Genomic DNA, 12,255 nt, shown 5'->3' with positions numbered 1-12,255 from the left:
TGTTCCGTTTTGCAAGCGGATGAAAGATGAACGACGAGAGCAAAGAGCAGGGGGACGGCCTGAAGCCCGGGGAAAAGGCGGACAGGCCGGTGCGTGCCGACGCCAAGCGCAATCTCGACGGACTGCTTCAGGCGGCGATGGCGGTATTTGCGAGTTCTGGCGTCGACGCCCCGGTGCGTGAGATCGCGGAGAAAGCCGGCGTCGGCATCGGCACTGTTTATCGGCATTTTCCCGAGCGTTCCGACCTCGTCGTCGCCGTCTTCCGCCGCGAAATCGATGCCTGCGCCGACGCTGCGCCGATCCTTGCCGCCGAACATGCGCCGGGTGAGGCGCTGGCCAGATGGATGCAGCGGTTCGTGGGTTTCATCGCGGCCAAGCGCGGGCTTGCGGCGGCCCTGCACTCTGGCAACCCGGCCTTCGATCCCTTGCCCGCCTACTTCCAGCAGCGACTGCAGCCGGCCCTTCGCTCGCTTCTCGATGCCGCTGCTGCCGCCGGCGAGGTGCGCACCGATATCGCTGCCGAGGATCTTCTGAATGCGGCTGCGAGCCTCAGCATGCACGCCTACGCCCAAGGGCCCGAACATGCCCGGCGCATGGTTTCGCTGCTGGTCGACGGGCTGCGCTACGGCGCCGTACAGCGGTGAGGATGCGATCGCCCGGCTGGCGCACGCCTGGCCGGGTAACGGCCTGGGATCATCAGGTCCGCATCGACAGCTCGATATCCTCTTCGAATGGTGTCGAGAGGTAGCCGGCTGCGGGCGAGCGTACGCGGGCGAGGTATTCCGGGCAGAGGTCGGCATTGTCGGCGACGATGAGGGCGCCCGGCCTCAGGCGGTCTTCCACCAGTTCCAAGATATCGCGATAGAGCGCCTTGGCGCCATCGAGGAACAGCAGGTCGATCGTTTCCGGGAGATCCGTGCTCAGGGTCTCAAGGGCATCGCCTTCGCGGATCTCGACGAGGTCGATGAGGCCGCCCGCCGTCAGGTTGGCGCGGGCGCGGGCCAGCTTCGACGGCTCGAACTCGCTGGTGATCAGCCGGCCGCCGCCATTGTCGCGCAGCGCGGCTGCGAGATGGAGGGTCGAGATGCCGAAGGATGTGCCGAATTCGACGATCGTTCGTGCGCGGCTGCTTCGCGCCAGCATGTAGAGCAGCGCGCCGGCCTCCCTGGAGACGGGAAGCCAGAGATCCTTCAGGCGCCCGTAAAGGTCGAGATATTCGGTCTTGCTGCCGATCAGGCGCATTCGCTCATCACCTGACAGGGCCGACATTGCCGGGCTCGTCGCCGTGGCGGCCTCTTCGAACAGGCCATTGAGCAAGGGTGCCAGCGGGGCGGTGGTCAGTGTCGTCATGTCATATCTCCTTGGTGACAGCTTCTTGTCTGGAGCGAAAAATACGAGTAATTCATCGCATCTGCTATTCGCATTGCTGAGCGCCGCCATGACTGATCGTCCAAGGGCCCGGATTTCCTCACGAAAACAGCCCAAGCAGGCCCGCTCGGCGGAGCTCGTGGCGGCGATCCTGGATGCCGCTGCTCAGGTTTTGGCGCGGGAAGGCGCCCAGCGCTTCACCACGGCGCGGGTGGCCGAAAGGGCGGGCGTCAGCATCGGATCGCTCTACCAATATTTCCCCAACAAGGCGGCGATCCTCTTCCGGCTGCAGAGCGACGAATGGCGGCAGACGACGGACATGCTCGGCGGCATCCTCGCCGATGTGCAAAGGCCGCCGCTCGAACGGCTGCGCCGCCTCGTTCATGCCTTCCTCCGCTCGGAGTGCGAGGAGGCGGCGATGCGCGTGGCGCTCCATGACGCGGCACCTCTTTATCGCGATGCACCGGAGGCGCAGGCGGCGAGGGCATCGGGCGACCGCATCGTCGAACTATTTATGCAGGAAGCGCTGCCTTGCGCGCCGGAGGCGACCCGGGTGCTCGTCGGCGACCTGATCACCACGACGCTCGGCACGGTGGGCAAGCAGTTCTCGGAGGCTCCTCGGAACCTTGCCGAGATCGACGTCTATGCCGACACCATGGCCGATATGTTTTGCGCCTACCTCGAACGGCTTGGGGCTGGCCGGGACGGGGCATGACGTTTCCCGCCGGAAAGCCCGCCTCGTCCTTCGAGACTTCAGGATGAGGCTCTCTCAGGCGCGGATGCTCCTCGGCGGTGACGCAACGGGGCGGCAAGGGAAAGCGCGGCATCCTCAACATCGGTCATTGGAGGACGCCTCGGCTTCGATGGATGGATGTCGGATTCTAGCGGTCGTCCAACTGCTTCGACAGCTCGGAAAACAGTCTGTCGCGGCCGGTGTTCAACTGAACGAGATCGACGGCGACGGTGATGGCGTGGCGTCCTTCGATGCTGTCGATGTCGAGCTTCCTCTCGCAGCACCATTGCCGAACGGCATCGGTGACGATGGTTATGTCATCATCATTGAGCGAGATGAGCGACAGGAGCACCTTCGTACCCTCCATGAAACGGCAAGAGCACCTATAGCCTCGCAAGCGGTCGTGTCGATGATCCGATGAGCGATGGCGTTTACTCTACGCTCATTCAGCAGCAATACCACGGCCATTTTGACACGGCTTGGTGACAGCCGAACGATCCCGACAGGCGCTCGTCAGAGCGGTATCGGCCAGGATTGCTTGATCTTCTCCATCGGGATTTCCGTCTTGATGTTGCGGACGCCTTCGATGCGGCCGAGGTGTTCCATCTGGAAGCGCCTAGAATACCGACCGGGCTCGTTTATTTCGCCAGCACGATATGCGTGGCGTGTTCGGTTGCGACATGCTCGGCGACGCGGAAGCCGAGGGCGGGGAGGTCGATGCCCGTGAACATCGCTTCGCCCTTGCCGAGTACGACCGGCGAGATGGCGAAATGCAATTCGTCGATCAGGCCAGCCTTCAGATATTGGCGGACGGTGCTGACGCCGCCACCGATTTTCACGTCCTTGTCGCCGGCCGCAGCCACCGCCTTGTCAAGCGCTTCCTCGATGCCGCCGGTGACGAAGTGAAACGTCGTGCCGCCCTCCATGACGATCGGTTCGCGGGGATAATGCGTCAGAATATAGGTCGGCGTGTGATAGGGCGGATTCGGCCCCCACCAGCCTTTCCAGACGTCATCCGGCCACTCGCCGCGGATGGGGCCGAACATGTTGCGCCCGAGAATGAATGCGCCGAAATTGGCCATGCCGCGAGCCGCATAATCCTCGTCAACGCCTTCAGAGCCGCCGTCCTTTCCGATCATCGCGCGGAAGGTGTGGGTGCGGAAAAACCATTCGAACATCTCCGTCCCCCGCTTGCCCAGCGGATCGCTCATGCTTTGCTCCGGCCCGGCGCCGAAACCATCTATGGAAAGGGAAAATGCTGCGACACGCACCTTGGGCATGCTCTCCTCCATATGATTGCATTTTGAAACTAGTTGCGTTGTCGCATAAGTGATCCTATAATGCAACCAGTTTTTCAAAGGAGAATATCGTGGATATCGAACTGCGGTCGGGTTGCCCGATCAACCTGACGATGGAAGTGCTGGGCGACCGGTGGAGCCTCATCATCATCAGGGACATCATGTACGGCAATCGCCGCCATTTCCGCGATCTTCTGACCCATTCGGAGGAGGGCATCGCCTCCAACATTCTCGCCGCCAGGCTGAAGCGTCTGCTTTCGCTCGGGTTCATCAGCAAGCGGGACGATCCGAGCCACAGTCAGAAAGCGATCTACAGCCTCCTGGAGCCAGCGATTCAGCTCGTTCCCGTCTTCGCCATGATCGGCGCCTGGGGGCGGCGCCATCTCCCGGTCAGCGAGGAGCTGAGCATCCGCGCGCAGCTTCTCGAAGAAGGCGGGCCGCCGCTTTGGGACGAATTCATGGAGGATCTCCGGCAGATCCACATCGTCGATCCGATCGGCGGCGCCAACGGCACATGCACCTCGCCCGTACTGGCGAAGCTGACGGCGGCGTTCCTAGAGGTTCGCGCGCGATCGTTGTCGCAGGCATCCTGAATATACAGGAAAGTAGTCGGCCCGATCAGCCTCCGGCACCCTGGTATTTGCCGGTGGCGTACCGCCAATGAGCGATTGCTATCAACACCCAAATCGGGCCGGCTACAAGAGATGCAGGCCCGGCCCAGTCCCCGAGGATCGGGATGGGCTTGCCGAGCAGGGCGCCGACGGGGACCGAACTGGTCAGGGCCAGCGGAACCGCGGTGATGAGGATGGCCTGTATGCCGCCCGGAAAAATATTGAGCGGGTAGCGCGTCAATTCCCAAAAGCCGAAGAAGATCGAGAAAAGGTGGTTGGAGCGCACCCAGATCAGCGCCGTGGCGCCGATCATGGTAATGAGGGCAGCGGTCAGCAGCGTCGCGCTGATGAGCGCAGCAATTAGGAACGAGGCGGACCAGATCGACCAGGCGAAGTCGACGGACAGAACGGCCCAGCCCATCAGCGCCACCGCGAGGATGACGTGGCCGGTATAGCCGATATTGAGGCCGGAAAAGACCAGATAGGCCCAGGGGCTGAAAGGCTTGACCAGCAGCGTATCGTACGTGCCCAAGCGCACCAGTTCTTCGAGGTCGCGCAATTGCACGAAGCTCATCGCGGCACCCAGCGAATAAGCCAGCAATTGAAAGCTGAACAACAGCGCCAGCTCCGGCCAGGTCCAGCCGCCGAGCGTGTCGAAGCGGGTGAGCAGGATGCCGATGGTGGCGAAGACGCTGCCATAGGAAAGGATCTGCGCAAGACGGTCGAGCCAGAAGGCGCCGCGATATTCCATCTGGGAGCGGACATGCATTCGGACCAGCAGTGGAAGGACGCGCAGGTGATGAATGAGCACGATCAACCTCCCTGCACGGTGATGCGGCCGGAGGCCCGGCGCCATAGCCAGAGGACGCCGGTAAGGAACAACGCGGCCCAGGCAAGACCCAGGCCGAGATGGAGCCAGGCATCGGCCGTGGAAAGCCTGCCGAGATAGACGGCATTGGGATAATAGACCACCCAGGCGAAGGGCAGGTGGCGGGCAATCGTGGCCAGCGGTTCGGGGAAGAACCAGAACGGTATCAGCAAGCCCGAGAATAATTGCAGCAGGGCGCCCAGGATCCAGTCCAGCGAGAAGCTCGTCATCAGCCAGAAGGCGACGAGGCCGAAGAGCGCCGACATCAGGAACAGCAACGTAAAGGATAGCGCCCAGAAGGCGATGAACATCAGGCCATCGAAGAGGCTTGCCGGCGGCAGCATGCCGTAAAACAACGCGGTGAAGACGACGGTCGGAATGACCTGGGTCATCAGGCGATAACCAAAGCTGCCGCATTCATTGGCGAAGAGATAGAGCGGATAGGACAAGGGCTTGAGCAGCCAGACCGCGACATCGCCCGTCTTGAGCGACCGGCCGATCTCGCCGATGATCCTTTCGGGGCGGGTTGCGCCCATCACGGCGCCGCCAAGCAGCGCATAGGTCACCATCTGCTGCAGGGAGACCCCGTCGACCACGATTGCGCCGATGCCGGCATAGGCCGCCTGCCAGATGGCGACACGCGCGAAAACCTGCACGAGTTTGCCGAAGATATTGGCCCATACTTCGTTGCGGTAGGCGAGTTGCGAATGGAAGGAACTGCGCGCGAAGGCGACATAGGCGCTCATGATGCCCGGGCCTTGGCATTGCTACGCTGGTCGGCGTTGCGGCGCTGGTAGAAGGTGCGGATGACCTCTTCGATGTCGGGCTCGTGCAGCGCCACGTCCTTGAGGTCGCGCCCGCTGCCGACCTCCGACAGGATTGCGACCAGCGAGATGTCTTCACGCTCGATGAGATAGTTCTTGCGCAAGCCCTCGTCGCTGACCAGAGCCGCGGTGCGCAATGGCAGCGGTCCAGGGTCACTGGCAAATTCGAGTGTCAGCCGCCGGGCAGAGCCCAATGCCGCGCGCAGGCTCTTCAACTCGCCGTCGAAGATGAGCCTGCTGTGATCGACCATGATCAGCCGCGGGCAGATTGTCTCGATGTCCTGCAGGTCATGGGTGGTGAGAATGATGGTGACGCCGCGCTCGCGGTTGATCTCGGCGAGAAAGCGCCGAACCGCATCCTTGGCGACCACATCAAGACCGATGGTCGGCTCGTCCAGAAAAAGGATCTTGGGATCGTGCAGCAGCGACATCACGATCTCGGCGCGCATGCGCTGGCCGAGGCTGAGCTGGCGCACCGCGCGGTCGAGAAAGGGCGTCAAGTCAAGCAATTCGCTGAAGCGCCGGAGATTATCCGCGTAACGCGCGACGGGGATATCATAGATGCGCTGGTGCAAGGTAAAACTGTCGACCAGCGGCAGGTCCCACCACAGCTGGCTGCGCTGGCCAAAAACAACGCCGATCTCGCGCGCATTGTCCATGCGTTTCAGATGCGGTGTCCGGCCGAGCACCGAGAGCGTGCCGGCGCTCGGCACCAGGATGCCGGTCATCATCTTGATCATCGTGGATTTGCCGGCGCCATTGGGGCCGAGATAGCCCACGGCTTCGCCCGCCGCGATGTCGAAACCGATGTCGGAAACCGCCTGAACCTCGGTGTATTCGCTGGTCACCAGCGTCTTCAGAGCGCCCAGCAGGCCCGGAAATCGCTTGTGCTGCCGGAAGCGTTTGCTGACGCCCCGCGCCTCGATCAAAGCCGACATGTGTATTTCCTCGAGGGTGATTCCAGCCGATTCGGCAGCAGTACCCAGGCTAACGCGGGGCTTGGCCAGTTCAAGCAAAAGTCGCCTTTTTGGCGTTACTCAATCGAACCTAGCCTTTTGCGTTGACAGCCATGATCAATCGATTCCTGTTAGGATCATGAGGATTCTCGCAATATCCGGCAGCGCCCGGCTCAATTCCACCAACACGGCTATGCTGCGGGCGATCCGTACCATAGCGCCCAGCGATATCGAGGTTTCGATCTTCGACGGTGTCGGACGGTTGCCGGTATTCTCGCCTGACCTCGAGGGAGAATCTCTACCGGAGGCGGTGCGGGATTTCATAGATGTGGTCGCTCAGAGCGACGGGGTGATCATTGCCAGCCCGGAATATGTTCGATCCATCCCGGGCGGCCTCAAGAATGCGATCGACTGGCTCGTGTCGGGAGATGAGATCGTCCATAAGCCGATTGCCCTGCTGCATGCATCGCATCGGGGCGACGATATGCTGGCGGGTCTTCGCACCGTTCTCGCGACCATCACCGACCGGTTCGCGGGCGATATCTTCCTTCGACTCCCTCTGATGAAACTGGATCCAGCCGAGGTGCTTCGGAGCATCGAGATGGCGGATAATCGTTCCAGGGTGGAGGCCTATCTTCAGGCCTTTTCGGCCTATTGCATGGCAGACAGTAAGACCGCCTGAAGCTCGCCCGCTGCATCACCGCACATCCATCAGCAGGCCGCTCTCGAATGCCGTTTTTTCGTGAAGCGTGTGCAGAATGACGAGTGGGGCTGCGAGCAGTGCGGCCAGGATAAAGGCGGAGAGGAAGTGTCTCGTCAGGAGACGAAGGATAGGTCGGATCATCTTGATCTCCAGCTGCCGCGAATATTCTTTGTGCTGGACTTCAACAATTGCAGCAGCATGACCGGCTGCCTTGCAAGCTCCGCAATGCTGCCGCAACCCTTGTGGCAGACAGAAGGGGGAGAGCGAGACAATGGACGGGCGATGCGGATACTGCTGATAGAGGATGAGAGGGAGCTGGCCGAGGCGCTGTCGGCCGCACTCGGCAAACATGGGATTGTCACCGACCACACGATGCATCTGGCAGACGCCGTCGAGTTGACGCGGCAGAATGGCTACGATGCGATCCTGCTTGACCGTCGCCTCCCCGACGGAGAGGGGCTGAGCTTCATTCCGGAGCTCAGGCGGACGGGCAAGGATACGCCGATCATCGTGCTGACGGCGCTGAACGAACCGAGGCAGCGGGTGGAAGGGCTCGATCTCGGCGCCGACGACTATCTCGGCAAGCCGTTCCTTGTGGAGGAACTGATGGCGCGGCTCAGGGCCGTGCTGCGGCGATCGCCTGAACTGGCCGAACTCAAGATCACTGCCGGACGGATGGTGATCGACCCGCTGCATCTGAGCGTCACCGTCGATGCCGTGCCGCTGGACCTGCCCCGGCGCGAACTTCTGGTGCTGGCGGCACTCGCAAGGCGCAAGGAGAAGACCGTGCTGCGCTCGACGCTGGAGGCCGCGGTTTATAATTACGAAGAGGAAATCCAGTCGAATGCGCTCGACGCGCATATTTCGCGGTTGCGCAAGCGGCTGATCGATGCCGGTGCCGGCGTCGCGATCCATAATATCCGCGGCGTCGGCTATCTCATGAAGGAAGAATGATGGCCAAGACGCAATACGCCAATCCATCGCTTTGGTGGCGGCTCAGCTGGCAGCTCAGCATTGTCTTCGTCGCCGTGGTGGCGGCGGTGATCTTCGGCCTCTGCGTTTATGGCGCCACGATCCTCTCTCCCAATGTCGCGCTGGAGGATCATATCACCGCGGTACTGGCCCGGTCCGTCGCGCTCGATGCGCAGGGCCAGCTTGAAATACGCGATACGCCAGAGCTGGCGTCGCTCAAGGAGCAGTATAACGGGCTTTGGTATGTCGCCGCCACGACGAACGGTTCTTCGGTATCCTATGGCGCCATCCCTGCAGCCTATGGCGAAATTGCGCATCTCACCCATTTGTTCCAGGGCGCAGACATCAGGGGATCGGTCGACACGAACGAGATCGCGTCCGTTGAAAACGTGGAGACTGCCATAGGCGAGCTCCGGGTTCTGTTTGGCGGCGTCGCTGACAAGGGTTGGCCCGTTCTTGTCCTTATGGGCGCCGTCTATCCGATCTATGTCTCGCTGCTCACCGTTGCGTTGCCGGCAGTTTTCCTTGCCGTTCCGCGAATTGTCAGGCGTGCTCTGGCCAGTGTCAGCGAGGTTGCCCGCAAGGCATCGGAGATCGAACCTCGTCGCTACGATGCACGCCTGCCTCTGGACGGCATCCCCAAGGAGGTGGCCCCGCTGGTGATTGCCTTCAACGAGGCGCTTGACCGGCTGGAAAATGAATTCCGCAAACGGCAACACTTCCTGATCGATGCCGCGCATGAACTCAGGACGCCGATCGCGATCATGCAGACGCGGATCGACGGAACGCCCGAGGGCCAGGACCGAAGGCGATTGCTCGATGACGTCGCGCGCCTCGCCGAGACTGCCGAACAACTGCTCGATTTCGAGCGCAACAATCAGGCGATCGATCTGCACGAAACGATCGATCTCGTCGAAGTCGCCCGAACGGTCGTTGCCGATCTCGCGCCGCTGGCGATTGCCGACGGCTATCAAATCTCGTTTCTAAGCGAGGCGGAGAGCCTTGAACGCCGGGGCAGCCCTTCTGCCCTGCCGAGGGCGGTGAGCAACTTGGTGCGCAACGCCATCGACCACGGTTGCAACAGGGGGATGATCACGGTTTCGGTATCGCGCTCGCCTTCCGGCGGCGGCTGGATCAGTGTTGCCGACGAAGGGCCGGGTATTCCGGCCGAACATCGGGAGCTGGTGTTCGAGCCTTTCTATCGCGTCACCCCGAAGAGCAGGGGCGCCGGTCTCGGCCTCAGCCTCGTCAAGCAGGTCGCCGCAAATCATGGCGGCGAGGTCAGTATCGAGAGCAGTGCTGCCGGGACGCGGGTGACGATCGAACTCGCATAAGGTCGGGCCTGGTTGAGCAGCATCCGCCCCTAGAGCCTTTCCTGGTTCTAGGAAAGGCTCTGGGAAGCGATCTGTAATGTTGCGGCAATTGTCGACCGCCACTTTCGCCGGACACTAGAGCGCCGCGCGTCCGACAGGACGCGCCAAGGACGCTCTAGCGTTTTAAACCTGCGCATAATCCTTTCCGAAAATCGATCTCGATTTTCGGGGTTATGCGCTATCGGCGACGGAGGCCAGACAGCGTGCGCAGCAATCCATTCCCATTTTCCTTCCCACTGGCGTCGAGAGGCTTGTCTCTCGCTCTGCCGCTGGCGCTCGCCATGGCCGCGGCCGGTTGCAGCTCGGTGCCACTGAAGGAGGCCGGCACGCTTTCTTCCTACGGCAATCTCGGCGCGCCGAAGGGCAAGCTGTCGAAATCGCGCGTCTATGTCGATGGGACGCGCCTTAGCCCGGCAAAGACGGTGAGCATCGTGCCGACGACCTTCGCCTTCAGCGCCGCGACCCGCGTCAAATCGGACGCCGACCGCGTGATGGTGGCGAACGCGCTGGACCGGGCGCTCTGCATTTCGCTCAGCGACAAATATCAGCTGGTCTCAGCCGGCCAGCCGTCGGACCTGACAATCCGCTCGGTTGTCACCGACATCGTGCCGACCAACAAGGCGATGGCGGGTGTTTCGACCGTCGTGACCGTCGGTACCGGTTTCGTGCTGCCGGTCGGCGTGCCGCGGCTGCCGGCCGGCCTGGGCGGACTGGCGGTCGAGGCGGAAGCCATCGACAGCGGTGGCGTGCAGCGGGCGGCCATCGTCTGGTCGCGCGGGGCAAACTCGCTGCAGAACAACCCCCGCGTTTCCGAAGTCGGCGACGCCTATAGCCTGGCTTCGAAATTCAGCAGCGAGTTTTCCCGCATGCTGATCAAAGGCAAGGAGCCGAAGGGATTGGATATCTCGCTGCCATCGGGGCAGCGGATGAAATCGTGGCTCGGCGGAAAACCGAAATACGCCGCCTGCGACGCCTTCGGTCGGCCGCCCGGACTGATGGGAGCTGTGGCTGCCAAATACGGCGCGCCGCCGCAATGGACCGAGAAGAAGCCGAAACCGGCCGCGACCTATTGAGAGACGATGCGCGGCGACGGCAGCCGCTCCGCGACCAGCATTCAGCCAGCCCCAGGCTGACGGGACGGACGGAGCAAAGGCGGGCAAGGCCTGTGCTCCGTCCGTCTGGAAATCCGTCGCGCTTCACGTCAGCCGGCGGCTCCGGGCTTCAGCCAGAAATACAGTTTGATCTGATCGGGTCTGTCGGAGGGATGCGGGCCGCGCATGAACAATTCGCCGCCATTGCGCTCGATCACGCGGCGCGAGGCGTCGTTGTCCTCGTTGCAGAGGACGACCAGGTGGTCGAGGCCTTCCTTCGATGCCACGGCCATCAGAAGGCTCAGCGCGGTGGTCGCGTGGCCATTGCGCTGTTTCCACGGCACGACGGAATATCCCACATGGCCCGACACCTCGGGCGGCAGCTCCTCGGTGCCCGCTTGAAAACGCAGGCTGATGCTGCCGCAGAATTCGCCGTCCCAGATCCAGAACAGTCGGGTGGTCAGAGGCGGCGGTCCGGATCCGGCGCACCGCGTGCCATCAGGAATGAGATCGTCGAGGAACTTCGCCCGGTCCTGGCGCAGCCGCTGAAGCTCACCGCGTACATAGGTTTCGTCGCCCGCGCGGCGCGGATCGGGAGACCAGCCAGCGGCGAGCGCCGCTTCGAAGCTCGACAGGTTTTCCAGATCCGGCGGCACCAGGACGACGGGGCTGGCGGGCTTTGCTGCATGTCCAGATGTCATTTCGCACCTAGGTTCGTGTCGCCCAACCGACCAATCTGGCCGGGCAGACAAGCACGACTGACCGCCGATTGAAAGCCGTGCAACGGGCTTTCGGCCATCAAAAAAGCCCCGCATCTTCATGCGAGGCTTGCTCTGATGGATCGGCCGGGTTACCGGCACTGACGGCGTGGGCCGTAGTTCGGCTGGTAGGTATTGTTATAGGCGCGGTATGACCGGTAGCGGCTATAGCAATACTCGGCATGCGAATCAGAACTGTAGGCACGCGTGCGCGGCTGCGAAGCGATGATGCCGCCGAGGAGGGCGCCGGCCGCCAGACCGCCTATGATGGCACCGGTGTTGTCATGGCCGCGATACCGGCGATCGTAGCGGCGATCCCAGCCATAGCGGTCGTCGCGGTCGTAGTTCCGGTCACGATAATGATGGCGGTTGCGATACCACCTGCGACTATTACTGAACTGACCCGGGCAGTTCGTGAAGTTATTGCAGCCGATGGTCACGATGCGGGCATCCGTATTTTGAGGCGCCGGCTGCGCCGATTGCACCGGGCTCGGCACGAAAGCCGGACCTGCCGAGGCCGGCATTCCGGAGAAGGCCGTCGTTATCGACAGGGCAATGATGGCGAATCTGTTCATTTCACTCACCTTGGGTCAACGGATGTATCGAGGGAGTAACGCAGGGGAAGGGAATAGGTTTCATTTTGGGATGGAATGAGGCGCGGTATGTGCGTCGGCACTAACGTAGGTAATGATAGGCCAAG

16 protein-coding genes are annotated in these 12,255 nt (G+C 62.2%); 7 read left to right on the top strand and 9 right to left on the bottom strand.

Annotated features, from left to right (window positions below; genetic code table 11):
- Positions 1-26: 26 nt before the first annotated feature.
- Positions 27-644 carry a TetR/AcrR family transcriptional regulator gene (locus ELH03_RS12555; RefSeq protein WP_130659017.1) on the top strand — a complete coding sequence of 206 codons (618 nt, stop codon included), beginning with the start codon at positions 27-29 and terminating at the stop codon, positions 642-644.
- 52 nt (positions 645-696) lie between these two features.
- Here the strand turns inward: ELH03_RS12555 and ELH03_RS12550 are convergent, their stop codons facing one another.
- Positions 697-1,350 carry an O-methyltransferase gene (locus ELH03_RS12550; RefSeq protein WP_130766360.1) on the bottom strand — a complete coding sequence of 218 codons (654 nt, stop codon included), beginning with the start codon at positions 1,348-1,350 and terminating at the stop codon, positions 697-699.
- An 88-nt stretch (positions 1,351-1,438) separates the two neighbouring features.
- On the opposite strand from ELH03_RS12550, the gene ELH03_RS12545 reads away from it, so the two are divergent.
- Positions 1,439-2,083, top strand: a complete 645-nt coding sequence (locus ELH03_RS12545; protein WP_130766359.1) for a TetR/AcrR family transcriptional regulator — start codon at positions 1,439-1,441, stop codon at positions 2,081-2,083.
- Between the two features lie 166 nt (positions 2,084-2,249).
- Here ELH03_RS12545 and ELH03_RS12540 read toward each other — a convergent pair whose 3' ends face one another.
- Positions 2,250-2,468 (bottom strand): hypothetical protein, encoded by a 219-nt coding sequence (locus ELH03_RS12540; protein WP_205934237.1) that lies wholly within the window; start codon positions 2,466-2,468, stop codon positions 2,250-2,252.
- A 271-nt stretch (positions 2,469-2,739) separates the two neighbouring features.
- A complete protein-coding gene (locus ELH03_RS12535; RefSeq protein ID WP_130766358.1) occupies positions 2,740-3,381 on the bottom strand; it encodes a dihydrofolate reductase family protein in 642 nt (213 codons plus the stop codon).
- An 89-nt stretch (positions 3,382-3,470) separates the two neighbouring features.
- On the opposite strand from ELH03_RS12535, the gene ELH03_RS12530 reads away from it, so the two are divergent.
- Positions 3,471-3,992, top strand: coding sequence for a winged helix-turn-helix transcriptional regulator (locus ELH03_RS12530; RefSeq protein ID WP_130766357.1), 522 nt, complete (start codon positions 3,471-3,473; stop codon positions 3,990-3,992).
- A 25-nt stretch (positions 3,993-4,017) separates the two neighbouring features.
- On the opposite strand, the gene ELH03_RS12525 is transcribed toward ELH03_RS12530, so the two are convergent.
- Genes ELH03_RS12525 through ELH03_RS12515 form a run of 3 tightly spaced genes read right to left on the bottom strand, consistent with a single transcriptional unit; the run spans position 4,018 to position 6,640 of the window.
- On the bottom strand, positions 4,018-4,866 hold the full coding sequence (locus tag ELH03_RS12525) for an ABC transporter permease (protein ID WP_197729995.1): 849 nt from the start codon (positions 4,864-4,866) through the stop codon (positions 4,018-4,020).
- Positions 4,824-5,624, bottom strand: a complete 801-nt coding sequence (locus ELH03_RS12520; protein WP_128400485.1) for an ABC transporter permease — start codon at positions 5,622-5,624, stop codon at positions 4,824-4,826. Before ELH03_RS12520 ends, ELH03_RS12525 begins: the two co-directional genes overlap by 43 nt.
- The gene (locus ELH03_RS12515; RefSeq protein ID WP_128400486.1) at positions 5,621-6,640 is read right to left on the bottom strand and encodes an ABC transporter ATP-binding protein; all 1,020 of its coding nucleotides are present in this window, start codon (positions 6,638-6,640) and stop codon (positions 5,621-5,623) included. Before ELH03_RS12515 ends, ELH03_RS12520 begins: the two co-directional genes overlap by 4 nt.
- A gap of 157 nt (positions 6,641-6,797) precedes the next feature.
- Between ELH03_RS12515 and ELH03_RS12510 the strand changes: the two genes are divergently transcribed.
- Positions 6,798-7,340 carry an NADPH-dependent FMN reductase gene (locus ELH03_RS12510; protein WP_128411906.1) on the top strand — a complete coding sequence of 181 codons (543 nt, stop codon included), beginning with the start codon at positions 6,798-6,800 and terminating at the stop codon, positions 7,338-7,340.
- Between the two features lie 15 nt (positions 7,341-7,355).
- Here the strand turns inward: ELH03_RS12510 and ELH03_RS37380 are convergent, their stop codons facing one another.
- Positions 7,356-7,502, bottom strand: a complete 147-nt coding sequence (locus ELH03_RS37380) for a hypothetical protein (protein WP_003560398.1) — start codon at positions 7,500-7,502, stop codon at positions 7,356-7,358.
- A 141-nt stretch (positions 7,503-7,643) separates the two neighbouring features.
- Here ELH03_RS37380 and ELH03_RS12505 point away from each other — a divergent pair, with 141 nt between their 5' ends.
- The 3 genes from ELH03_RS12505 to ELH03_RS12495 all read left to right on the top strand — a co-directional run bounded on the left by ELH03_RS12505 (position 7,644) and on the right by ELH03_RS12495 (position 10,779).
- Positions 7,644-8,315: a response regulator transcription factor gene (locus ELH03_RS12505; protein WP_064652883.1), complete on the top strand. Its 672-nt coding sequence runs from the start codon at positions 7,644-7,646 to the stop codon at positions 8,313-8,315.
- Positions 8,312-9,667 (top strand): sensor histidine kinase, encoded by a 1,356-nt coding sequence (locus ELH03_RS12500; RefSeq protein ID WP_128400487.1) that lies wholly within the window; start codon positions 8,312-8,314, stop codon positions 9,665-9,667. Before ELH03_RS12505 ends, ELH03_RS12500 begins: the two co-directional genes overlap by 4 nt.
- 212 nt (positions 9,668-9,879) lie before the next feature.
- The gene (locus tag ELH03_RS12495) at positions 9,880-10,779 is read left to right on the top strand and encodes a DUF3313 domain-containing protein (RefSeq protein WP_128411899.1); all 900 of its coding nucleotides are present in this window, start codon (positions 9,880-9,882) and stop codon (positions 10,777-10,779) included.
- Between the two features lie 128 nt (positions 10,780-10,907).
- Here the strand turns inward: ELH03_RS12495 and ELH03_RS12490 are convergent, their stop codons facing one another.
- Together ELH03_RS12490 and ELH03_RS12485 are read right to left on the bottom strand one after the other, a co-directional pair.
- On the bottom strand, positions 10,908-11,498 hold the full coding sequence (locus ELH03_RS12490; RefSeq protein ID WP_130766355.1) for a GNAT family N-acetyltransferase: 591 nt from the start codon (positions 11,496-11,498) through the stop codon (positions 10,908-10,910).
- Positions 11,499-11,647: 149 nt separating this feature from the next.
- The gene (locus ELH03_RS12485; RefSeq protein ID WP_130766354.1) at positions 11,648-12,130 is read right to left on the bottom strand and encodes a BA14K family protein; all 483 of its coding nucleotides are present in this window, start codon (positions 12,128-12,130) and stop codon (positions 11,648-11,650) included.
- Positions 12,131-12,255 lie beyond the last annotated feature (125 nt).

It is taken from the genome of Rhizobium beringeri (genome assembly GCF_004306515.1).
GTDB lineage: Bacteria > Pseudomonadota > Alphaproteobacteria > Rhizobiales > Rhizobiaceae > Rhizobium > Rhizobium beringeri.
This window is presented reverse-complemented; position numbering and strand designations above follow the sequence as displayed.